This window comes from Streptomyces sp. NPDC028289, assembly GCF_055565975.1.
Genome location: NZ_JBVHTI010000004.1, coordinates 784197 through 803263, shown reverse-complemented (window position 1 = coordinate 803263; position 19067 = coordinate 784197). Strand labels below are relative to the sequence as shown.

Genomic DNA, 19067 nt, shown 5'->3' with positions numbered 1-19067 from the left:
ACCCGCTTCCCTTCACCCATTTCGCTGATCACTGAAGAGGCTTTCTCATCATGTCCAAGGTTCTCCTTGTCGTAGGCCACCCCGACCTGTCCCAGTCGAAGGCCAACAAGGCTCTGGTGGACGCCGTCCGCGAGCTGGCCCATGTCACCGTGCACGACCTCTACGCCACCTACCCCGACTTCCAGATCGACGTCGACGCCGAGCAGGCACTGCTGGCCGAACACGATGTGATCGTCTTCCAGCACCCGGTGTTCTGGTACAACACCACCCCTCTGCTCAAGCAGTGGCAGGACAAGGTCTTCACCCTCGGCTGGGCCTTCACCATGGACGGCTCTGCCTCGCAGCTGGCCGGCAAGAAGGCCGTCGTCGCCGTCACCGCCGGCGTCCCCGCCGAGCACTACACCCCCGAAGGCGCGAACAAGACCACCCTCGAGACGCTCCTCAGCAACTGGCACGCAACCCTGCGGCTGTGCCAGTTCGACATCCAGCCGATGGTCAAGCTGTACGGCACCGCCTTCGGCCTCTCCGACCAGGACCTGTCCACCGCCGCCAAGCAGTACAACGAACTGCTCGCTTCCTTCGCCGCCTGACCGCACTCCCACGTGAACGGCCGCCCTCGCCGACAGCGGCGCCACTCAGCACTGGGCTACCGCACCCCGATCGAGTACGAACTACTCTCCGAACAAGACACCATCCCCGCCGCCAGTTAGCCAACGCAGCTGGAACCCAAACCGTGGGGCAGGTCAAGCTGGAACCCAAACAGTGGGGCAGGTCAAGCTGGAACCCAAACAGTGGGGCAGGTCAAGATGTCACCCGATCGTGGGCAGACCCCATCGATCATCAAAGAGTGAACATAAAGCCACCCACAGTCACTGAAATCCAAGCAACAGTTGCTTGTGGCTGGAGACCGCCTGCGCAGACCACGTGCACACCGGCGGACCGGGACAGCAGGGACAGGTCCGCGGCCCGCCGTCCCATCCCGTACGGCGGCCACTGCACGCCGGCCGCCCCGCCGGCCGCCCGGAACGCGGCAAGCTCGGCGCGCGGCGCTCGCGTCGTTCAGCTCCTGCTCCGGCAGCCGGGGGCTGCGCAGGAACAGGTGGTCGTGCGCGTCGCAGACGCCCAGGTCCGCGGGCCGGATGTCGCCGAGGACCGTACGGACAGCGCTCACCACTGCCGCCCGCGCGGCAGCGCGCCGCTCCCCGGCTCGGACAGATGCAGTACCTGGAAGACGTCGCCCTCGGCCTTGGGCGTGTCGTGCTCCCAGAGTGAGAAATGGACCAGTTCCCAGGCGTAGGTGTCCACGGCGGCCGCCGCCAGCACGGCCCCGTCCGCGGCCGCCAGCCGCCCCGTCTCGTCCGCCGCCCCTGCCATGAAGGCGGCCAACTCCACACCGTCCGGCACCGGTTGCCGCCGCCGCACGGCGTACGCGGCGGGGGAGCCGGCGGCGGTGCCCTCCTCGAAGGCCAGGCCCGTCCACTGCCGTACGCGCGGCCGCCCGAAGTCGTCGACAGGCCCCTGGAAGGCGCCTCCCCAGAGGAAGCCGTTCATGCCCTGCACGGTGTTCCAGAGATAGAACGGCCCGTACTGGTTCACCGGCGAGCCGTGGTGCCCCCGCTCGCGCATGAGGTAGGTCTTGATGCCGAGGCCGTCCCAGTCGTCCAGCAGATGCCCGACGCGCGCGACGCGGGAGCGGATGACGCCCATGTCGTAGTCGGCGGGCAGGGTGAACTCGTACTGCATGGCGTGCATCGCGCTGATCGCTCCTCAGGCCGGGTAGTCGGTCACGTGCTCGTGCCACTCGGTGGTCGTGCCGTCCTCGGCGGCCTCCACGACCGCGAGATGCGTCATGAAGCTGCGCGGTGCGGCTCCGTGCCAGTGCCATTCGCCCGGCTCGATCCACACCGTGTCACACGCGCGGATCGCCTCCGGCTCGACGCCCCTGCGCCGCACCAGCCCCGCGCCCTCCAGGACGTGCGGCACCTGGCCGTGCGGATGCCGGTGCCAGGCGGTGTGGGCGCCGGGCGCGAAGTGGACGCTGAACATGCGCAGCCGGGACGGTGCGGCGGGCGCGGCCGGCTCGTCCAGCCACACCGTCCCGGTGAAGTTCTCCGCCGGGCCCCACCGGGTGTCCGGGCGCTCTCTGGTGATGTGCACGTACGTCAACTCCTCAGTAGGGACAGCAGTCCGCGCACCCCGGCGTCGAACGCGGCGGGGGAACCGGACGCCCGGGCGAGCACGTAGCCGCCCTGCACGGTCGCGAGCACGGTCGCGGCGATCTCCCCGCCGTCCAGCCGGGGCCCGAACTGCCCCTGTTCCTTGCCCTCTTCGACGATCCCGGCGATCAGCTCCCGGATCCGGTCGAGCGTGTCGTCGACCGGCGCGCGCAGTTCGTCGCTCGCGATGATGTCCGGGTCCATGGTCAGCCGGCCGACCGGGCAGCCGCGCAGCACGTCGCGCTCGCGCCGCAGATACGCCTCGATCCGCTCGTAGGGCGTGCCCGGTCCGGTGAGTACGGCCTCGGCGGTGGCCAGGAGCTCCCCGGCGGTTCGCCGGATCGCGGCCAGCGCCAGGTCCGGCTTGCCCTTGAAGTGGTGGTACATGCTGCCCTGGCCGGCGCCCGCGCGCTCCAGGATCGCCTTGGGACTCGTGCCGACGTAGCCGCGCTCCCACAGCAGTTCGCGAGTGGACTCGATCAACCGTTCCGACGTGCTCATACATCGACTGTACATACTAGTAGTTACAGAGCGCCGGCCCTTTCGGGGAGCAGGGCCCCACCCGCGGCGTACTCCCCGGGAGGTACGGCCGGTGCCGTCGGCCGCACGACGACCGAGACCCCTCCCGGCGGTCAGTCTCGGTACATCACACCGAGACCCTGGGGAGTTGACCGACATGCAGACCCTGGCGAACTGGAACGGCGGGCCCGGCCCGTGGATCCTGTTCTTCCCGCTGATCTGGGCGGCCGTCGTGATCGGCGTCGGCACGTTCCTGCGCCGCACCGGGTGGCGCGGCCGCGGCGGACCCTGGCGCCCGATGGACGCCGGCCGTCCGTCCGGTGACTCGCCGCTCGCGGTCCTCGGCCGCCGGTTCGCCTCCGGCGAGATCGATGAGGACGAGTACTGGCGGAGGCTGTCCGTCCTGGAGGAGCAGTTCGGCCGCATCGGCAAGGGCGGCGCGGTATGAGGAAGCGGTGAAGCCGGGGAGAGACTCGGCGAGGAGACTCACCGCCCGCTCAACTGGCGACAGCCGAGCGGGCGGGAGCGTGTGCGGCACCGGGAACGGCGGCGGTCGCGTGTGCGGGGGCCGGGGCGCCGACGGGTGCGGGTGCGACGGCGGGCGCACCGGCGGTCGTGGGTTCCGGCTCGACGATCCGGCGGGGTGCCGGTTCGGCGGCCCGGCGCTGCGGACGGGCGGCCGCCTTCGGCGTGGCCGTCGATGCCGGCAGGGTGAACCACACGACCTTGCCGTCGTCGTGCGGCCGTACCCCCCAGCTCTCGCTGACCGCGGCCACCATCGCGAGCCCCCGCCCGCAGGTGGCCATCGGTGCGATCTCCGTGCCGTCCGCGACCACCGGAAGGCGCGGATCGTGGTCGCGGACCGACACCGTGAGGCGGTCGAGCTGGAGCTCAATCTCCACGGTGCAGTTCTTGTCGGTCTGGGCGTGCCGGTGGACGTTGGTGAGCAACTCCGTCACACCGAGCGCGGCCCGGTCGATCAACGGGTCGAGATGCCAGTAGCGCAACTGCGCAGATACGATTCTGCGGACCTGGCCGATCCGCGAGGGCAGTGCTTGGAGCTCCACCGAGCAGTGTCTGCTTGGGTGTTTGATCACGGCTGCGACTCCCCGACGTGAGGTCCGGAAGAACACGGAGAACGGATCCAGCAGGGCGCCGCCGTCCATGGGGCCGCCTGCTGTCGTGTCCGGCGGGCTGGTTCGCAGCGTTATCGCCGGTAAACCCAGAGTGACGTGAGACAAGCGTGACCCAGTGCGTACGGTCCCGCAACTCGCCGTGGCCCGGCGGTCACGTCTCGCAGTTCCGTGCGGTTCAGCGGTCACGCCCCGCGGCTCGCCGTACCGCCTCGATGAAGCGGCGCGCCGCGGGCGGGCCGGGCTCGCCCGGCGCGGGGTCGTGGTCACCCAGGGTGAGTGAGTAGCGCTGGCCGTTGAGGTCGGCCAAGGCCCGGTCCTCGGACGCGAACCACGGCTTGGAGGCGCGCACCGCCTGCACGGGCGCGCTGTCGATCTCGCTGCCGTAGCTCGTGAGCAACTGCAGCCTGCCGTCCCTTATCCGGACCTGCCCGGCCCGGGTGAGCGAACGCAGCCGCTTGTCGATCCGCACGCCCTTCGCCGTGAACTCCGGCTCCGCCATCCTGCCCCGCCCCTTTTCGAGTACGTCGGTCGCCGTCCGGAAGCTTGTGGCACCGGCCCGGCGCGCTCCGGCTCGTGTCGTGATCCAGTGTGCGCCCCCGTTCGAGACGTTCGTCCCGTCCGGTGGCAGTCTGCCCGCCCTCGGCGCGGAGCACCAGTACGCACGGACCGCCGGGCGGGGGGCGCTCGGAGCACTCGTCGCCGTGCGCCCCCGGAGGGTTCGAGCCACTGTTCATCCCTGTTCCCCAGGGGTGCCTTTGAGGCGCCCAAAGATGCGTTTATGCAGGTGAGAAGCGTGCGGAAGGTGTTTATGATCGATGCGTCGGCCGCGTTCGGACGCCGTCGGCGCGAAGCGTAAGGAGTCCCGTCGTGAGCACCACCCCGCAGATCCGGACCGGCGCCACCCTCGACGTCGACCGCAGTGACGCCGCCTACCGGGACTGGCTCAAAGAGGCCGTCCGCAAGGTCCAGGCGGACGCGAACCGCTCGGCGGACACGCACCTGCTGCGCTTCCCGCTGCCCGAGGCCTGGGGCATCGACCTCTACCTCAAGGACGAGTCGACGCATCCGACGGGGAGCCTCAAGCACCGGCTGGCGCGCTCGCTCTTCCTCTACGGCCTGTGCAACGGCTGGATCCGGCCGGGCCGCCCGGTGATCGAGGCGTCCAGCGGTTCGACGGCCGTCTCCGAGGCGTACTTCGCCAAGCTCATCGGCGTGCCCTTCATCGCCGTCATGCCGCGCACCACCAGCGCCGAGAAGTGCCGGCTCATCGAATTCCACGGCGGGCAGTGCCATTTCGTGGACGACTCCCGGAAAATGTACGAGGAGTCCGCGCGCCTCGCGGTGGAGACCGGCGGCCACTACATGGACCAGTTCACCTACGCCGAACGGGCCACGGACTGGCGCGGCAACAACAACATCGCCGAATCCATCTTCCGTCAGCTGGAGTTGGAGCGGTTCCCGGAGCCGGCCTGGATCGTCGCCACGGCGGGCACGGGCGGTACGTCCGCGACGCTCGCGCGCTATGTCCACTACACCCAGCGCGATACGCGGATCTGCGTCGCCGACCCGGAGAACTCCTGTTTCTTCGAGGGCTGGACCACCGGCGATCCGGACGTCACCTGCGACTGCGGGTCCCGCATCGAGGGCATCGGGCGGCCGCGGATGGAGCCGAGCTTCGTGCCCGGGGCCGTCGACCGCATGATGAAGGTGCCGGATGCGGCGAGCGTGGCCGCGGTGCGGGCGCTGGAGCGGACGATCGGGCGGAAGGCCGGAGGGTCGACCGGGACCGGGCTGTGGAGTGCGCTGAAGATCGTCGCCGAGATGGTGGCCGAGGGGCGGCGGGGGAGCGTGGTGACCTTGCTCTGCGATCCGGGCGACCGCTACCTCGACAAGTACTACTCGGACACCTGGCTCGCCGAACAGGGCCTGGACATCGCGCCCTACGCGGCGGCGATCGAGTCGCTGCTGGAGACAGGGGTCTGGCCCGACCGAGGCGCTACCGCGCCAGGCGCCGGTCCAGTTCGGTGACCGCGCCCCGGAAGGCGCGGCCCAGCCCGGCGCGTGCCGCCCTGACCACGAGACGGAACGGTGCGTTGCCGTCCACGGCGAAGGTCCACTGCACCCGAGTGCCGCCGCCGGACGGCACGAGCCGCCACTCCTCCGCGAGGGCGTGCGCACCGGGCGCGTTGGTCAGGTCCACCCGGTAGGCGTACACCTCCGCCTCCTTGGCCGCGATGACCGTCTCCCGGAACCGCCCGCCGCCCTTGAGCCGGATGTCGCGCCCGGCACCGTCGTCGACGGACTCGGCGTGGGTCACCGCGGCGAACCACTCCGCCCAGCCGGGCACGTCGTCGTTGAGCGCGTGGAAGACCCGCTCGGGTGGCGCGGACATCTCCTGCGCGAAGACCAGGCGTACGGGCGCGGTCTCGACGAAGTCGAGCCCCACGGGGCGCAGTCGGCGTGCCATGGGCAAGAACCCCCTTGGCTGGTAAGGCGGTTGACCGGCGTCGCCACGATAACTGCCGGACCGTCAGATGTCTGTACCGCCGACGCGATCAGGCCTCGGCCTCGCCCGCCACCACCAGCCGGCGCAGATGCTCCGAGATCTCCGCACGCGCGTCGGAGGGCAGTCCGGCGTCCGTGACCAGCGTGTCGATCTGCTCCAGCTTGGCGAACGAACTCAGGCCCACCGTGCCCCACTTGGTGTGGTCGGCGACCACCACGACCCGCCGGGCCGACTGCACCAGGCGGCGGTTGGTCTCCGCCTCCGCGAGGTTGGGCGTGGAGAGGCCGGCCTCGGTCGATATGCCGTGCACGCCGAGGAAGAGCAGGTCGAAGTGGAGCGCCGCGATCGCCTGGTCGGCCACCGGGCCCACGAGGGAGTCGGACGGGGTGCGCACCCCGCCGGTCAGGACCACCGTCGCCGCGCCCTGGCGCTGCCCGGAGACCCGCTGGGCCGCGTGGAAGACGTCCGCGACCCGCACCGAGTTCGTCACCACGGTCAGGTCGGGGACCTCCAGCAGATGATGGGCCAGCGCGTACGTCGTCGTACCGCCGGACAGGGCGATCGCCGTGCCCGGCACGACCAGTTCGGCAGCTGCCCGCGCGATGTCCTCCTTCGCGGTCAGCTCCAGCCCCGACTTGGCCTCGAACCCCGGCTCGTGGGTGCTCGCCTCGACCACCGGCACCGCACCGCCGTGCACCTTCTCCAGCACACCCTGCCGGGCCAGCGCGTCCAGGTCCCGGCGTACGGTCATGTCCGACACACCGAGCTTGCGGGTCAGCTCGTTGACCCGTACGCCGCCCCGGCGCCGGACCTCGTCCAGGATCAGGGCGCGGCGCTGCTCCGCGAGGAGGTTCTGGTTCTCGCTCACGTACGCTCCGGTCCTCTCGCCTCAAGCCGTCCGACACGCCCTGCGTACCAGCTCCGACCAGGACATTCCGTCCGGCTCCGGTGTGCGGGCGCCCCATCCTTTCACGGGACCACACAGGTTGCGCTACTCCCTGTGTCGGTGCGCACATGTCATTTGGACACCACGTGTTGCCCTGGGTGTCACACACAACGGGGAGATTCCGTGGCGAGTGGTGTGTGTCACACCGGAATCGGCGATCCTGAGACCCGCACGGACACAGACCATCGGCGCGTCACGGGGGAAGTGCGACAAGAGTGGAACGCGCGCAGGAACGCACCACCGGCACAAGCCCCGCCGAGCGACTGACGGAGACGGGGACACGGACGGAGGCCGCGCCCGCGGACCGGCCCGCCGCACCGGAGATCGACCTGGAGCTCCTGGTCCACGGGGTCGGCGGTACCACGCCGGAGAAGATGCTCGACGATCCGCGCACGGTGCGGATCACCGGCGACGACACGGCCGCGGTCTTCCGGCGTGCCGAGGACGTCGACGCCGAGTCCCGGCCCGGCGACTACCGCGACCGGACGGTGTCCGAGGCATACGTCTGGTGCAACCTCACCTCGGGCAACGCCTCCCGCGCGCTGTGGCTGCTGCTCCTGCCGTTCATGGTGGTCAACCTCGCCCACTGGATGCGCCCCGCCGCCGAGGACCGGCCGCGCACCGTGCGCTTCTACGGCCTGCTGGTCCGGATCGCCGGGCTCACCCTGACCGTGCTGCTGGTCGCCGCCGCCTGCGAGGTCGCCCTGGACCTCGCCGCCTGGCAGTGCGCGGGCGTCACCGCCTGCGCCCGCCGGCACACCTGGCTCGGTTTCCTCTCGCCCGCCGGCTCCCACGGCGGCTGGTGGAGCGCGCCCGGCCGCCGCCTAGCCCTGGCCGCCCTGGTCCCCACCGCCCTGACCGGCCTGCTCTGGTACCTCTCGCACCGCACCTGGAGCGCCTACGAGTCCACCCGTCCCCTGGCCAACGACACCGAGCCCGGCCACACCTCCCTCGGCAGCCCCGGCTTCTGGTACGGACGCCGGCTGGTCGCCCGGCTGCGTGCCGCCCACACCGCGGCGGGCCTGCTCACCGTCGCCGCCGCGGTCCTCGCGCCGGCGGCCGCCTTCGACCGCCGGCCGGGCGGAACCGCCGTACTGGACACCATCGGGTGGCTGCTGACCGGCGCCCTGATCGCCGGGGCCCTCGCCGCGGTGTGGGTGGTCTGCCGCCGGGGCCGCAGCGAGAACCTCCTCGACCAGGAGCTCGACCGGCACCTCGTACGACGCCTGCCGCTCGGCGCGCTCGCCCTGCTGGTGCTCGTGGTGCTGTACGCCGGCTGGTCCCGGCCGGGGTGGCGCTCGGTGGGGCGGCTCGCCGGGGACACCACCTTCGGAGGTCTGGCCCTGGCCCAGGGCGTGCTGGTGATCGTCCTCGCGGCCGTCGCCCACGACCTGCACCGCCGGCTGCCCGATCCGCGCGCCGCGATGCGCGGCCTCGGCGGGCCCGCGGTCGCGCTGCTCGCCTGCGCGCTCGGCGGGGTGATCTCGGGCGGGGTCGCCCAGCGGGTCTCCGACTGGCTGGACGGCACCGGCACCTCCATCGCCGGCCCTCCGGTGCTGCTGACCTGGCAGGCGTCGGTGATCCCGCCGGTGCTCGTGGTGCTGCTCGCCGCGGTCGCCTGGCTGTCGTGGCGCACCTCTCGCCTCGGCCGCGTGGAACGCGCCGCCGTCGACCTCGGCCACCCCGGGGAGCCGCAGGACGCGGCCCGCAGCCGCCGTATCGCCCGGGTCCGGGCCATGGCGGTCCTCACCGACCGGACGCCGCTCGTGGTCACCGTGCTGAGCGCCGCCACGCTGGTGCTGGGGGCCGGGGCGCTGGTGGGCGCGCTGGCCACCGGCCGGACCCCGGACGCGGCGGCCGACCGGACGTACGCCCTGGTGCACGGCGCGGCCGAGACCTCGCAGGCGCTGGGCTCCTGGCTGGTCGGACTCGGCTTCATACTCTTCGTCACCTGGGGCCGGCGCGCCTACAAGGACGCCTCCGCGCGGCGCACCATCGGCATCCTCTGGGACGTCGGCACCTTCTGGCCGCGCGCCGCCCACCCCTTCGCCCCGCCCTGCTACGCCGAGCGCGCGGTCCCCGACCTGACCTGGCGGATGGTCACCTGGACCCGCCGCACCGGCGGCCGGCTGGTCATCTCCGGTCACTCCCAGGGCAGCGTCCTCGCCGCGGCGGCCGCCTGGCAGCTGGCCCCGTCGGTCCGCAGCCGGGTCGCCCTGCTGACGTACGGCTCGCCGCTGGAACGGCTGTACGGCCGCTGGTTCCCGGCCCACTTCGGTCCCGCCGAACTCGGCTCCCTGCACCGCGAGGTCGCCTGCTGGCGCAACCTCTACCGCCTCACCGATCCCATCGGCGGCCCCGTGCGGATCCCCGACGGCGACGGCCCCGAGGTCGACCACGCGCCGCTGAAGGACCCCCTCGCCTACGGTCGCACCCCCGGTCACCCGCTCCCGGCCCCGATCCTGGGTCATTCCGACTACCAGGCGGACCCGGCCTTCGCCGAGGAACGGGAGCGGCTGCTGGCCCGGCTGCGCCCGGAGCTGCCCGGGCAGCGACCGCAACCGGGCGGCTGATCAGGCGAGTTCGGGCAGGTCCTCCGGGTACAGCAGGGTGAGGTCGTCGGTGGTCGGGTCGGCGAGCTGGGCGACCCGGCTCGCGTGCCGTTCCACCATCGCCTCGAAGGTCTGCCGGGCGGTACGGCCGTTGCCGAACGCGGGGCCCTTCGGGAGCACCGTGAAGTACTCCAGCAGCGCGTCGGAGGCACCCGGCGCCAGCCGGTACTCGTGCTCGTCGGCCTGCTGCTCCACGATCCGCAGCAGTTCGTCCGGGCCGTAGTCGCTGAAGGTGATGGTCCGGGAGAAACGCGACGCGACACCGGGGTTGACCGAAAGGAAGCGCTCCATCTCCTCGGTGTAGCCCGCGACGATCACCACCACGGCGTCCCGGTGGTCCTCCATCAGCTTCACCAGGGTGTCGATGGCCTCCTTGCCGAAGTCCCGCCCGGCGTCCTCCGGCGACAGCGCGTAGGCCTCGTCGATGAACAGCACACCGCCGTGCGCCCGCTGGAAGGCCTCCTGGGTGCGGATCGCCGTGGAGCCGATGTGCTCGCCGACCAGATCGACCCGGGACACCTCGACCAGATGACCCTTCTCCAGCACCCCGAGGGAGGCGAGGATCTCGCCGTAGAGCCGGGCCACCGTCGTCTTGCCGGTGCCGGGGGAGCCCGTGAACACCAGGTGCCGCTTGACCGAGGCGGCCTTCAGCCCGGCCTGCTGGCGGCGCCGGCCGACCTCGATCATGTCGGTCAGCGCACGGACCTCCCGCTTGACGCTGTCCAGACCCACCAGCGCGTCGAGCTCACCGAGCACGGCCTTCGAGGTCCGGGCCGACTCCCCGGGCGCGGCAGGGGCGAGGAGCGGTTCCTGCTCGGTGCTGCGCTGGCCGGGGATCGCGCCCAGCAGGCCGGGTGACTGGTGCGAGGTCTGTACGACCGTCTCGCGCGCCGCGGGCGGGCGCAGGCTGCCGCTCTCGTCGCTGGTGCAGTCCTCCACCACCGGGCCGGTGCCCGCCCCCGCGTCCGGACCGCCGTCCGCGAACTCGTAGCCCCCGCGCGCGCACCGCTCCGTACGGCACCTGCGCAGCGTCGTCCGGCAGCCGTCGATCACATGGAAGCCGTAGCCGCCGCTGCCCGTGACCCGGCAGTTCTGGAAGGTGCCACGGCCGCCCGCCGACACGTAGAAGCCCGCCTCGGCCGGGGAGTCGATCGTGCAGCGCTCGATGGTGGGGTCCGCGCCCTTGGTGACGATCACTCCGGTCTGGGTGGCGTCCACCGTGCAGTTGTTGAGGGTGCCGCCGCTGCCGTGGTCGCGGAACCAGGCGCCGGTGGCCGCGTCCCGGATCCGGCAGTCGTCGAGTTGCGCGGTGGCGCCGTCGCTCACCGACACAGCCGTGTTGCGCACCTGGGAGAGATCGCTGTCGACGACGTCCGCGCGGGAGCCGCGGTCCAGCACGAACAGGGCGTCCGGCACGTCGTGCACCCGGCAGGAGTCCAGGACCACGGTGGCGCCGTCGCTGACCCACACCGCGGGATAGTCGCCCGTGCTGTCGAAGATCTCGCACTGGTTCGCGTCCACCCGGGTGCCCGGGTCCCACACCGACAGGCCGTTGCGGCCGAACTGACGCACGGTCGTCCGGGTCAGCGTCAGCACCGACCGCGAGCGCAGGTCGACCGCGTTCTCCGGGATGTCGTGGATGCGGCAGTCGGCAAGGGTGAGCACCGCGTCGGTGTCGAGGGTGACCCCGTCGGCGGTGGTGCGGTGCACATCGCAGTCGGTGAGGTGTGCCGTGGCCCGCGCGGTGACCTGCACACCGGAGCCGCGCACCTCGTAGATCTCGCAACCCACCGCTTCCAGCGCGGAGTTCTCCCCGGTCGCCGTCATGCCGGTGCCCGAGGCGTGGTGCACCCGGCAGCGGTCGAGCCGCGGATGGCCGCCGCCGCGCACCGCCACACCCGCCTGGCCGGCCGCCACGACCTCGCACTCCTCGAACACCCCGCCGCCGCCGTCGAGTACGGCGATCCCGATGCCCGCCGGGTTGTCCACGGTGCACCGCCGCACGGTCGGCCGGGCTCCGCCGCGCACCTCGATCCCGGCGGCGGACCGGGTGACGATCCGCACGTCCAGCAGCTCGGGGGTGCCCTCCTCGACCAGCAGCGCGGGCGCGGCCGCGTCCTGGCCCTCGACGTGCAGGTCCTGTACGACCGCCGAGGCGCGCACGGTCAGCGGGACCCCGTCCGCCGGGGCGATGCGCACCGAGCCGGGCGAGCCCTCGGGCCCGCGCAGCGTCACCGCCCGCTGGACGACGAGGTTCTCCCGGTAGGTGCCGGGCGCGACCGTGAGGACGTCGCCGTCGGCGGCGGCCTCCAGGGCGGCGGCGAGCGACGCGTACTCACCCGTGCGGCGCCGCCACCTCGATGTGCCGGTGTGCGTCACCTGGACCGTGCCCTGTGCCATGGCGTTGCCGTGCCCCCACCTCGTCGTACAGATCGCTCGCTCGCCTTGCGGGCGGCACCGCGGACGGTGCCCGGCCCTGTGGTCCGCTCGCGCGCGGGTCGATGCCGAATGCGCTTCGGCCGGTCCACCGTAGCGTGCGCCGAGGTGGTGGGTTGACCAGAGACGGAAAGGCCGTCAGCTGCCCGTCCCGGCCTTGCCCCAGTCCGGGCCCGCCCGGTCCCAGGCCTGGTCCCACCGTGCGTACCTGCGACGGACCATACGCCAGACGATCGTCCGTCTGCCGCCCTCGACCAGCCCCGCGGCCAGCAGGGCCGCGCCGAACCCGGCCAGCACGGCGTGCGTCGTCGCGGTCGCGGTGTCCAGCGGACGGGCCGTGACGACCCCCTGCCGGTCCGTCCAGACGTCGAAGTGGTCGCCCTTGTGCGGGGATTTGATGGTCGTCAGGACCGGGCCCTCTTGCCGGGTGCCGTCCGGTGCCGTCCAGTCGGCGAGGACACGGCTGCGGGTGTCGTGGACGCTGGTCGCGTCGGCGTCGGGCTCCACCGGGGCGCCGCCCAGCTTGCGCACCACCGTGGCCAGGACCAGATGCCGGTCGTGCTGCTGCTGCCGAACCGACCGCTGGAGGCTGTCCTGGGCGGCGGCGCCGACGAACGAGCCGAGCAGTGGCGCGGCCACCACGATCAGCACCAGTGCCGCCAGGGCCACCCAGGCCTCGGCCAGGTCGGTCGCGCGGCGCAGCGGATTGCGCCGCCAGCGCCACAGGCCGCGGATCGCTCGCACCGGCCACCACCCCCTTCCCGCTCCGTGATAACCCCCGCCCGGTCCGTTCACCTGGGACCCCGGCCGAAGAGAGAGCGAAATCACCCCCGGCAGGGACCCTCATGAACTTCTCACGACCCCCAACGACCGGGCCGCGGGCTCGGGTTCCCGGAACGCGACGGTGATCGCCCGACGCACGGTCACCGACACCGCCCGGCCCCCCGGGGTCTCAGCCGAGGACCCGGACCGGGTCCCCCACCCGGATCGTGCCGGGGGAGCGCGGTACCAGGTTCTGCCCGAAGACCAGCTGGTTGCCGAACCTGCGGTGCCGTGCCAGCGTCCGCAGCGGCTCTCGGCCGCGCTCGGCGGTCGCCTGGTCGGTGGTGGTCACGATGCACCGCCCGCACCTCTTCGCGACCCGGAACTCGACCTCGCCGATGGCGATCCGGCTCCAGTCGTCCTCCGCCCAGGCCGGGGTGGACCGCACGACCACGTTCGGCCGGAAGCGGTCCATGGGCAGCGGGCCCTCGCCGGGGTGGTCGCCCCGCGCGACGAGGGAGTTGAGGGCGTCCAGCGAGGCCTGCGTGGTGACCAGCAGCGGATAGCCGTCGGCGAAGCTCACGGTCTCGCCCGGCAGCGCGTGGTCCGGATCGACCGGGCGGCGGCTCGCGGGGTCGTCCATGTGCGCGAGGCGGACGTCGGCCTCCAGATACGCGCCGCACCACGCATGGGCCGGCTCCGCTGCGAGGACCGCCTCCACCTTCGTGCCGAAGATGTCCACCGGCACCGTGACCCCCGGCTCCGGGACCGGCACGGTCAGGGGTGGGCGCCCGGGCGCGGACAGGCGTACGCCGCCGCCGGGCAGCAGCTCGGCAGCGGCGAGCGCGAGACGCGGCTGTACCCGCTGGGTGACGACCTTTCCCCCGTCGTCGATCAGAACCCAGCGTCGGTCACCGGCCAGCCCCCAGGGCTCCACGACGGCCTCCCGGGGCGAGAAGCCCCGGAGCGCCTTGACCGGGTGGACGTGGATCGACTGCAGTTCGGCCATTCCCATGACGCCATCGTGCCAGGCCGCACGGACATCGGGGGCTGCTGGTCAGTAGCCGCGGTACTGCTGCTGTTGCTGGTTGTTGTACGGGTCCTGGTACGGAGCCGTCGGCGCGGGGCGCGGAGCCGCCGGGCGCATCGCCTCGTAACCCGTGCCGCCCATCATCGGACGGGGCGGCTGCGGCTGCTGCGCGGGGTAGCCGCGCGGTCCCGTCGCCTGCTGCGGGATGTACGCCGTGGGCGCCTGCTGCAGTGGTGCGGGCTGCTGCATCTGCTGCGGGTAGCCGTAGCCCGGGGCCGGCTGGGAGGGGCCCGCCGGAAGGGCGGGCAGTGCCGACGGCAGCGCGGGCAGGTTGCTGAAGCTGCTCGGCGCGTCGTAGGCGGGAGGAACCCGGATCGGGGCGATCTGAGGGGTGCCCCGTTCGGCCACGAGCGAGTCGTAGATCGGAGTGTCCGGGAAGGAGGCGGAGTAGTAGCCGCCGCCATAGGTGGAGCGGGGGGAGGTCATGGCACATAAGTTAAGCCCACGATGTGCTGGTTGGGGAGACCGATAAGAGGGTTGTTTTCCGTGTCGGCAGTGACGCCGGATCCCCAATCCGAGCGAACTCGGCAAAAAAGGACGGCAATCAGCGTTCGGATCGTGTAAAGGCCGAGTTCCGAGCCGGTTACCGCCAGTTGGCCAGGGAGCTTCCTGTGCCGTTCATGGGAGATCCCTGTCCCCGGGAATAGGTTGTGAGGGTAGGGATGATCTGGGGCGGCCGGGGCGCACCCGGCGTGCGGACACATGATGGGGGCGGACATGTCAATGCCGAAAGGATCGAATACGCCGGTGCCGACCACGGCACTGCGTGTCGAATTGGGTTGGCGCTCCGGCCCGGGCGCCCCGGACGCGGACGCCTCGGCGCTGCTGCTGGTCGCCGGGAAAGTGCGCTCCGACGGGGACTTCGTCTTCTACAACCAGCCGGCGCACGCCTCGGGCGCGGTCCGGCACGAGGGCAAGCGGCGCTCCGGCGACCTGGTCACCGACACTCTTTTCGTCGACCTCGCGCGCGTGGAGACCCCGATCGAGCGGATCGTCCTGGCGGCCTCGGCCGACGGCGGAACGTTTGGGCAGGTCCCCGGCCTCTACGTCGAGGTCCGGAACGCGGCCGACGGGCAGGTGGTCGCCCGGTTCGACAGCACGGGCGCCACGGTGGAAACCGCTTTCGTGCTCGGTGAGTTGTACCGCCGCCAGGGCGGCTGGAAGTTCCGTGCGGTGGGGCAGGGGTACAGCAGCGGGCTGGAAGGGCTCGCCACCGACTTCGGGATCACGGTGGACGAGCCGCAGCACCCGGCGCGGCCGCCCATGCCGCAGGGTGCCCCGCCGACTCCGCCCCCCGCCCCGGCTCCGGTCGCCCCGCCGGTACCCGGGCCGGTCGCCCCGCAGTGGCCCGCCGGCCCGCCCACCTCGCAGTACCCGGCGCCGACCTCCGCCGCTCCGCCCGTCCCGCCGCCCCCGCCGGCCGCACCGGTACGGCTGTCCAAGGTGACACTCACCAAGGCGGCCCCCTCCGTGTCGCTGGCCAAACAGGGCGGCACCTCGGGCGCGCTGCGGGTCAACCTCAACTGGCAGGTCCGCAAACAGCTCCCGGGCTGGGGCGGCCGGCACGGCGGGGCGGGCGACCTCGACCTCGACCTGTGCGCCCTGTACGAGCTCGCCGACGGCCGCAAGGGCGTCGTCCAGGCGCTGGGCAACGCCTTCGGCTCCCTGAACCGGCCCCCGTACATCCACCTCGACGGCGACGACCGCACCGGTGCCGTGTCGAGCGGTGAGAACCTCACCGTCAACCTCGATCACAAACAGGACTTCCGGCGCATCCTGATCTTCGTGACGATCTACCAGGGCGCCACGTCCTTCGCCGACCTGCACGCCACCGTCACCCTCCAGCCCCAGCACGGCGCCCCGGTCGACTTCTCCCTGGACGAGTGCACGGTTCCCTCGACCGTGTGCGCGCTCGCCCTCCTCACCGGTGCCGGCGGCGACCTCGTCGTCCAGCGCGAGGCCCGCTACCTGGTCCCGGAGCGCGGGGTGAGCCCGCAGCGCACCGTCGACCGCGCCTACGGCTGGGGCATGAACTGGACGCCCGGCCGCAAGTGACGGACGCGGGCGGTCAGCCCTCGTCGGTGACGGCGTCGGGACGCGCGTACGTACGGCCTTTCCAGGCCGCCCCGCGCCCCCGGTAGTGCTGCACCGCCGAGTCGACCGTCATGAGGAGGTAGAGGAACGCGGTGAACGGCAGCAGGGGAGCGAGCCACAGCGGTTGCCGGTAGTAGCGGAGCATCGGCAGGTACGTCGCGGTCATCACCAGCCAGGCCGCGGCGCCGACGAGCCCCGCCCGCGTGCTGCCGGTGACCGCCCCTGCCAGTACCGCCGCCGGCGGCACCAGGTAGACCAGCGCGAGACCGGCGACCGTACCGAGGAGCAGCAGCGGGCTGTGCCGCAGTTGCGCGTACGCGCTGCGGGAGACCATTTGCCACAGGTCGTGCAGGCGCGGATAGGGGCGCACGCTGTCCACGCGGTCGGCGAGCCCCAGCCAGACGTGGCCTCCGGTGCCCTTCACCGCGCGGGCGAGCGCCACGTCGTCGATCACGGCATGCCGGATGGCGTCCGGGATGCGCGCCCGCTCCGCCGTGTCGGCGCGCAGCAGGACACAGCCGCCCGCCGCCGCCGCGGTGCGCGAGCCCTTCCGGCCGATCCGGCGGAACGGGTACAGCTGGGCGAAGAAGTAGACGAAGGCGGGCACCACGAGCCGTTCCCACAGGCTCGCCACCCGCAGCCGGGCCATCTGCGAGACCACGTCGAAGCCCCCGGTGCGGGCGGCCGCCACCAGCAGCCGCAGGCTGTCCGGCCCGTGCGCGATGTCGGCGTCCGTCAGCAGCAGGTACTCGGGGCCACGCGCGCGTGCCAGAGCGATGCCGTGCCGTACCGCCCACAGCTTGCCCGTCCAGCCCGCGGGCGGCTCACCGGGCGAGGTCACGGTCAGCGGCAGCCCGCCGTGGCGCGCGGCCAGCTCCCGGGCCAGCTCCCCGGTGCCGTCCGTACTGCCGTCGTCGACCAGGAACACCTCCGCCCGCCCCGGATAGTCCTGCGCCAGCAACGACGGCAGACTCAGGGGCAGTACGGCGGCCTCGTCCCGGGCCGGCACGACCACGCACACGTCCGGCCACTCCGCGGGCTCGCGCCGGGCCGGCAGCCGGACGTCGGTGCGCCAGAAGAAGCCCTGGCAGAGCAGCAGCCACAGCCAGGCGGCTAGGGATACGGCGGCGGTCCACGCGATGGCGCTCACCCGCGCAGTCTGCCCCATCCGACCTGCCCCCAACGGCCCATCGTCTATCGTGGCCGGGTGAAGATCGCGCTCATCGACTCCGGAATCGGCCTGCTGGCGGCCACCGCAGCGGTACGGCGGCTGCGCCCCGACGCCGATCTCGTCCTCTCCTTCGACCCCGAGGGCATGCCCTGGGGACCGCGCACCCCCGAGGGCATCACCGAGCGCGCCATGGCCGTCGCCGAGGCCGCCGCCGCCCGTCGGCCCGACGCGCTGATCGTCGGCTGCAACACGGCGACCGTGAACTCGCTCGCGGCGCTGCGCGCACGTCTGGAACCGGGCATCCCGGTCATCGGCACGGTCCCCGCGATCAAGCCGGCCGCCGCCGGCGGTGGTCACGTCGCCATCTGGGCGACCCCCGCCACCACGGGCAGCGCGTACCAGCGGGGTCTCATCGAGGACTTCGCCGACGGGGTACCGGTCACCGAGGTGCCCTGCTGGGGGCTGGCCGAGGCCGTCGAGCACGCCGACCAGGCCGCCATCGACGCCGCCGTGACCGCGGCGGCCCGGCTCACCCCCGCCGACGTCACGACCGTCGTCCTGGGCTGCACCCATTACGAACTTCTGGCGGAACGTATCCGCACCGCCGTCCAGCGCCCCGGCGCAGCCCCCCTCGTCCTGCACGGCTCAGCCGGCGCCGTAGCCGCCCAGGCGCTGCGCCGGATCGGTGCGCAGCCTGCCCCCGACGCACCGGCCACCGGCACGGTGACCGTGCTGCTCAACGGCCGGGAGGGCGACCTGCCCGAGGCCGCGCTCGGCTACGCCGAGGCCCGGCTGCTCCGCACGGCCAGTCCTGCCGCGTCCCAGTGAACCGTCCGGGGCCGGGGATACCCCCGATGTGAGCAGTCACCCTCCGCAACGCGGTGCCCGCGCAGCGAAACCTGAGTAATCTCGTAGACATGAGGGACCACCCCCGCGACCACTCCCCGGACGAGGACGTCTCGCACCCGGACGTCTGGACCGGGCGCGCCACGAACCGGGTGCAGTGGCTGCTGGCGCTGGTCGGCGCGGCCTGCATGGCGCTCGGTATCGAACTGGCCGTGGACTCCGCCTGGACCTCGGGCGTCACCGCGCTGGTGATGGCCGTCGTGGGCTGTATCGCCGCCGGACTGCTGGTCCTCTTCGGCACCCTCGCCTTCGTCCACGTCGACCTCAGGCTCGACAGGGAGTGTCTCGAAGTCCGCTGCGGTCATATAGGAGTACCGCGCCGTCGTATTCCGCTCTCCCACGTGGTCGGCGCCGACTTCTCCCCGCAGATCACCCCGCGCCACTGGGGCGGCTGGGGCTACCGCTGGCGCCCCGAGAAGGGCACGGCCGTCGTCGTCCGCCGAGGCGAGGGCATCGTCCTGAGCCTGTGGGACGGCCACACCTTCACGATCACCGTGGACAACGCCGAGTCCGCGGTGCGAGCCATCCGGGAACGCCTGCGGACCATCACACCGGGCACAGCGCACTGACGCGGGCCGCACACAGGGCTGGACCACATGGGGCTGGGGCGCATGTGCCGGGACCTTGCGTGGCGTGACCACATGTGGCTGGGCCATACGGCCGTACCTGTGGC

19 protein-coding genes and 1 pseudogene are annotated in these 19067 nt (G+C 72.4%); 7 read left to right on the top strand and 13 right to left on the bottom strand.

Annotated features, from left to right (window positions below; genetic code table 11):
- The first annotated feature begins 50 nt into the window (after nt 1–50).
- Complete coding sequence (locus tag ACZ4UV_RS23655; RefSeq protein ID WP_451018877.1) at nt 51–590, top strand: NAD(P)H-dependent oxidoreductase; 540 nt, start codon at nt 51–53, stop codon at nt 588–590.
- 313 nt (nt 591–903) lie between these two features.
- On the opposite strand, the pseudogene ACZ4UV_RS23650 reads toward ACZ4UV_RS23655, so the two are convergent.
- The 4 genes and pseudogenes from ACZ4UV_RS23650 to ACZ4UV_RS23635 all read right to left on the bottom strand — a co-directional run.
- Nucleotides 904–1174 (bottom strand): annotated as a pseudogene (locus ACZ4UV_RS23650) (phosphotriesterase family protein); the annotation flags it as partial.
- The gene (locus tag ACZ4UV_RS23645) at nt 1168–1752 is read right to left on the bottom strand and encodes a DUF4865 family protein (protein WP_451018876.1); all 585 of its coding nucleotides are present in this window, start codon (nt 1750–1752) and stop codon (nt 1168–1170) included. The gene ACZ4UV_RS23645 and the pseudogene ACZ4UV_RS23650, both read right to left, overlap by 7 nt.
- Nucleotides 1753–1767: 15 nt before the next feature.
- Nucleotides 1768–2157 carry a (R)-mandelonitrile lyase gene (locus tag ACZ4UV_RS23640; RefSeq protein WP_467840408.1) on the bottom strand — a complete coding sequence of 130 codons (390 nt, stop codon included), beginning with the start codon at nt 2155–2157 and terminating at the stop codon, nt 1768–1770.
- Nucleotides 2158–2162: 5 nt separating this feature from the next.
- Nucleotides 2163–2732 (bottom strand): TetR/AcrR family transcriptional regulator, encoded by a 570-nt coding sequence (locus tag ACZ4UV_RS23635; protein ID WP_451018874.1) that lies wholly within the window; start codon nt 2730–2732, stop codon nt 2163–2165.
- A gap of 160 nt (nt 2733–2892) precedes the next feature.
- Here ACZ4UV_RS23635 and ACZ4UV_RS23630 point away from each other — a divergent pair, with 160 nt between their 5' ends.
- On the top strand, nt 2893–3183 hold the full coding sequence (locus ACZ4UV_RS23630; protein WP_390039729.1) for an SHOCT domain-containing protein: 291 nt from the start codon (nt 2893–2895) through the stop codon (nt 3181–3183).
- Between the two features lie 49 nt (nt 3184–3232).
- Here ACZ4UV_RS23630 and ACZ4UV_RS23625 read toward each other — a convergent pair whose 3' ends face one another.
- Together ACZ4UV_RS23625 and ACZ4UV_RS23620 are read right to left on the bottom strand one after the other, a co-directional pair.
- On the bottom strand, nt 3233–3832 hold the full coding sequence (locus ACZ4UV_RS23625; RefSeq protein ID WP_451018873.1) for an ATP-binding protein: 600 nt from the start codon (nt 3830–3832) through the stop codon (nt 3233–3235).
- A 214-nt stretch (nt 3833–4046) separates the two neighbouring features.
- Nucleotides 4047–4370, bottom strand: coding sequence for a hypothetical protein (locus ACZ4UV_RS23620; RefSeq protein WP_217544805.1), 324 nt, complete (start codon nt 4368–4370; stop codon nt 4047–4049).
- 368 nt (nt 4371–4738) lie between these two features.
- Here ACZ4UV_RS23620 and cds1 point away from each other — a divergent pair, with 368 nt between their 5' ends.
- Nucleotides 4739–5899, top strand: coding sequence for an L-cysteine desulfhydrase Cds1 (gene cds1, locus ACZ4UV_RS23615; protein WP_451018872.1), 1161 nt, complete (start codon nt 4739–4741; stop codon nt 5897–5899).
- On the opposite strand, the gene ACZ4UV_RS23610 is transcribed toward cds1, so the two are convergent.
- Both ACZ4UV_RS23610 and ACZ4UV_RS23605 read right to left on the bottom strand, forming a co-directional pair.
- Nucleotides 5868–6338 (bottom strand): SRPBCC family protein, encoded by a 471-nt coding sequence (locus ACZ4UV_RS23610; protein ID WP_390039642.1) that lies wholly within the window; start codon nt 6336–6338, stop codon nt 5868–5870. The two genes, cds1 and ACZ4UV_RS23610, sit on opposite strands and share 32 nt — an antisense overlap.
- A gap of 88 nt (nt 6339–6426) precedes the next feature.
- Nucleotides 6427–7245, bottom strand: a complete 819-nt coding sequence (locus tag ACZ4UV_RS23605; protein WP_351494892.1) for a DeoR/GlpR family DNA-binding transcription regulator — start codon at nt 7243–7245, stop codon at nt 6427–6429.
- Nucleotides 7246–7646: 401 nt separating this feature from the next.
- Between ACZ4UV_RS23605 and ACZ4UV_RS23600 the strand changes: the two genes are divergently transcribed.
- Entirely contained in the window at nt 7647–9896 is a 2250-nt protein-coding gene (locus ACZ4UV_RS23600) for a hypothetical protein (RefSeq protein ID WP_451022735.1), read from the top strand.
- On the opposite strand, the gene ACZ4UV_RS23595 is transcribed toward ACZ4UV_RS23600, so the two are convergent.
- The 4 genes from ACZ4UV_RS23595 to ACZ4UV_RS23580 all read right to left on the bottom strand — a co-directional run bounded on the left by ACZ4UV_RS23595 (nt 9897) and on the right by ACZ4UV_RS23580 (nt 14649).
- Complete coding sequence (locus ACZ4UV_RS23595; RefSeq protein WP_451022734.1) at nt 9897–12335, bottom strand: right-handed parallel beta-helix repeat-containing protein; 2439 nt, start codon at nt 12333–12335, stop codon at nt 9897–9899.
- 174 nt (nt 12336–12509) lie between these two features.
- Complete coding sequence (locus ACZ4UV_RS23590; RefSeq protein WP_467840401.1) at nt 12510–13115, bottom strand: Rv1733c family protein; 606 nt, start codon at nt 13113–13115, stop codon at nt 12510–12512.
- A gap of 208 nt (nt 13116–13323) precedes the next feature.
- Nucleotides 13324–14148: an MOSC domain-containing protein gene (locus ACZ4UV_RS23585; protein ID WP_451022878.1), complete on the bottom strand. Its 825-nt coding sequence runs from the start codon at nt 14146–14148 to the stop codon at nt 13324–13326.
- A gap of 42 nt (nt 14149–14190) precedes the next feature.
- The gene (locus ACZ4UV_RS23580) at nt 14191–14649 is read right to left on the bottom strand and encodes a DUF6643 family protein (RefSeq protein ID WP_351494900.1); all 459 of its coding nucleotides are present in this window, start codon (nt 14647–14649) and stop codon (nt 14191–14193) included.
- A 279-nt stretch (nt 14650–14928) separates the two neighbouring features.
- Here ACZ4UV_RS23580 and ACZ4UV_RS23575 point away from each other — a divergent pair, with 279 nt between their 5' ends.
- A complete protein-coding gene (locus tag ACZ4UV_RS23575; protein ID WP_451022881.1) occupies nt 14929–16278 on the top strand; it encodes a TerD family protein in 1350 nt (449 codons plus the stop codon).
- A gap of 13 nt (nt 16279–16291) precedes the next feature.
- On the opposite strand, the gene ACZ4UV_RS23570 is transcribed toward ACZ4UV_RS23575, so the two are convergent.
- Nucleotides 16292–17485 carry a glycosyltransferase gene (locus ACZ4UV_RS23570; RefSeq protein WP_467840396.1) on the bottom strand — a complete coding sequence of 398 codons (1194 nt, stop codon included), beginning with the start codon at nt 17483–17485 and terminating at the stop codon, nt 16292–16294.
- A 39-nt stretch (nt 17486–17524) separates the two neighbouring features.
- Here ACZ4UV_RS23570 and ACZ4UV_RS23565 point away from each other — a divergent pair, with 39 nt between their 5' ends.
- Entirely contained in the window at nt 17525–18316 is a 792-nt protein-coding gene (locus tag ACZ4UV_RS23565) for a glutamate racemase (protein ID WP_467840394.1), read from the top strand.
- 89 nt (nt 18317–18405) lie between these two features.
- Nucleotides 18406–18963 (top strand): hypothetical protein, encoded by a 558-nt coding sequence (locus tag ACZ4UV_RS23560; RefSeq protein WP_451022820.1) that lies wholly within the window; start codon nt 18406–18408, stop codon nt 18961–18963.
- Nucleotides 18964–19067 lie beyond the last annotated feature (104 nt).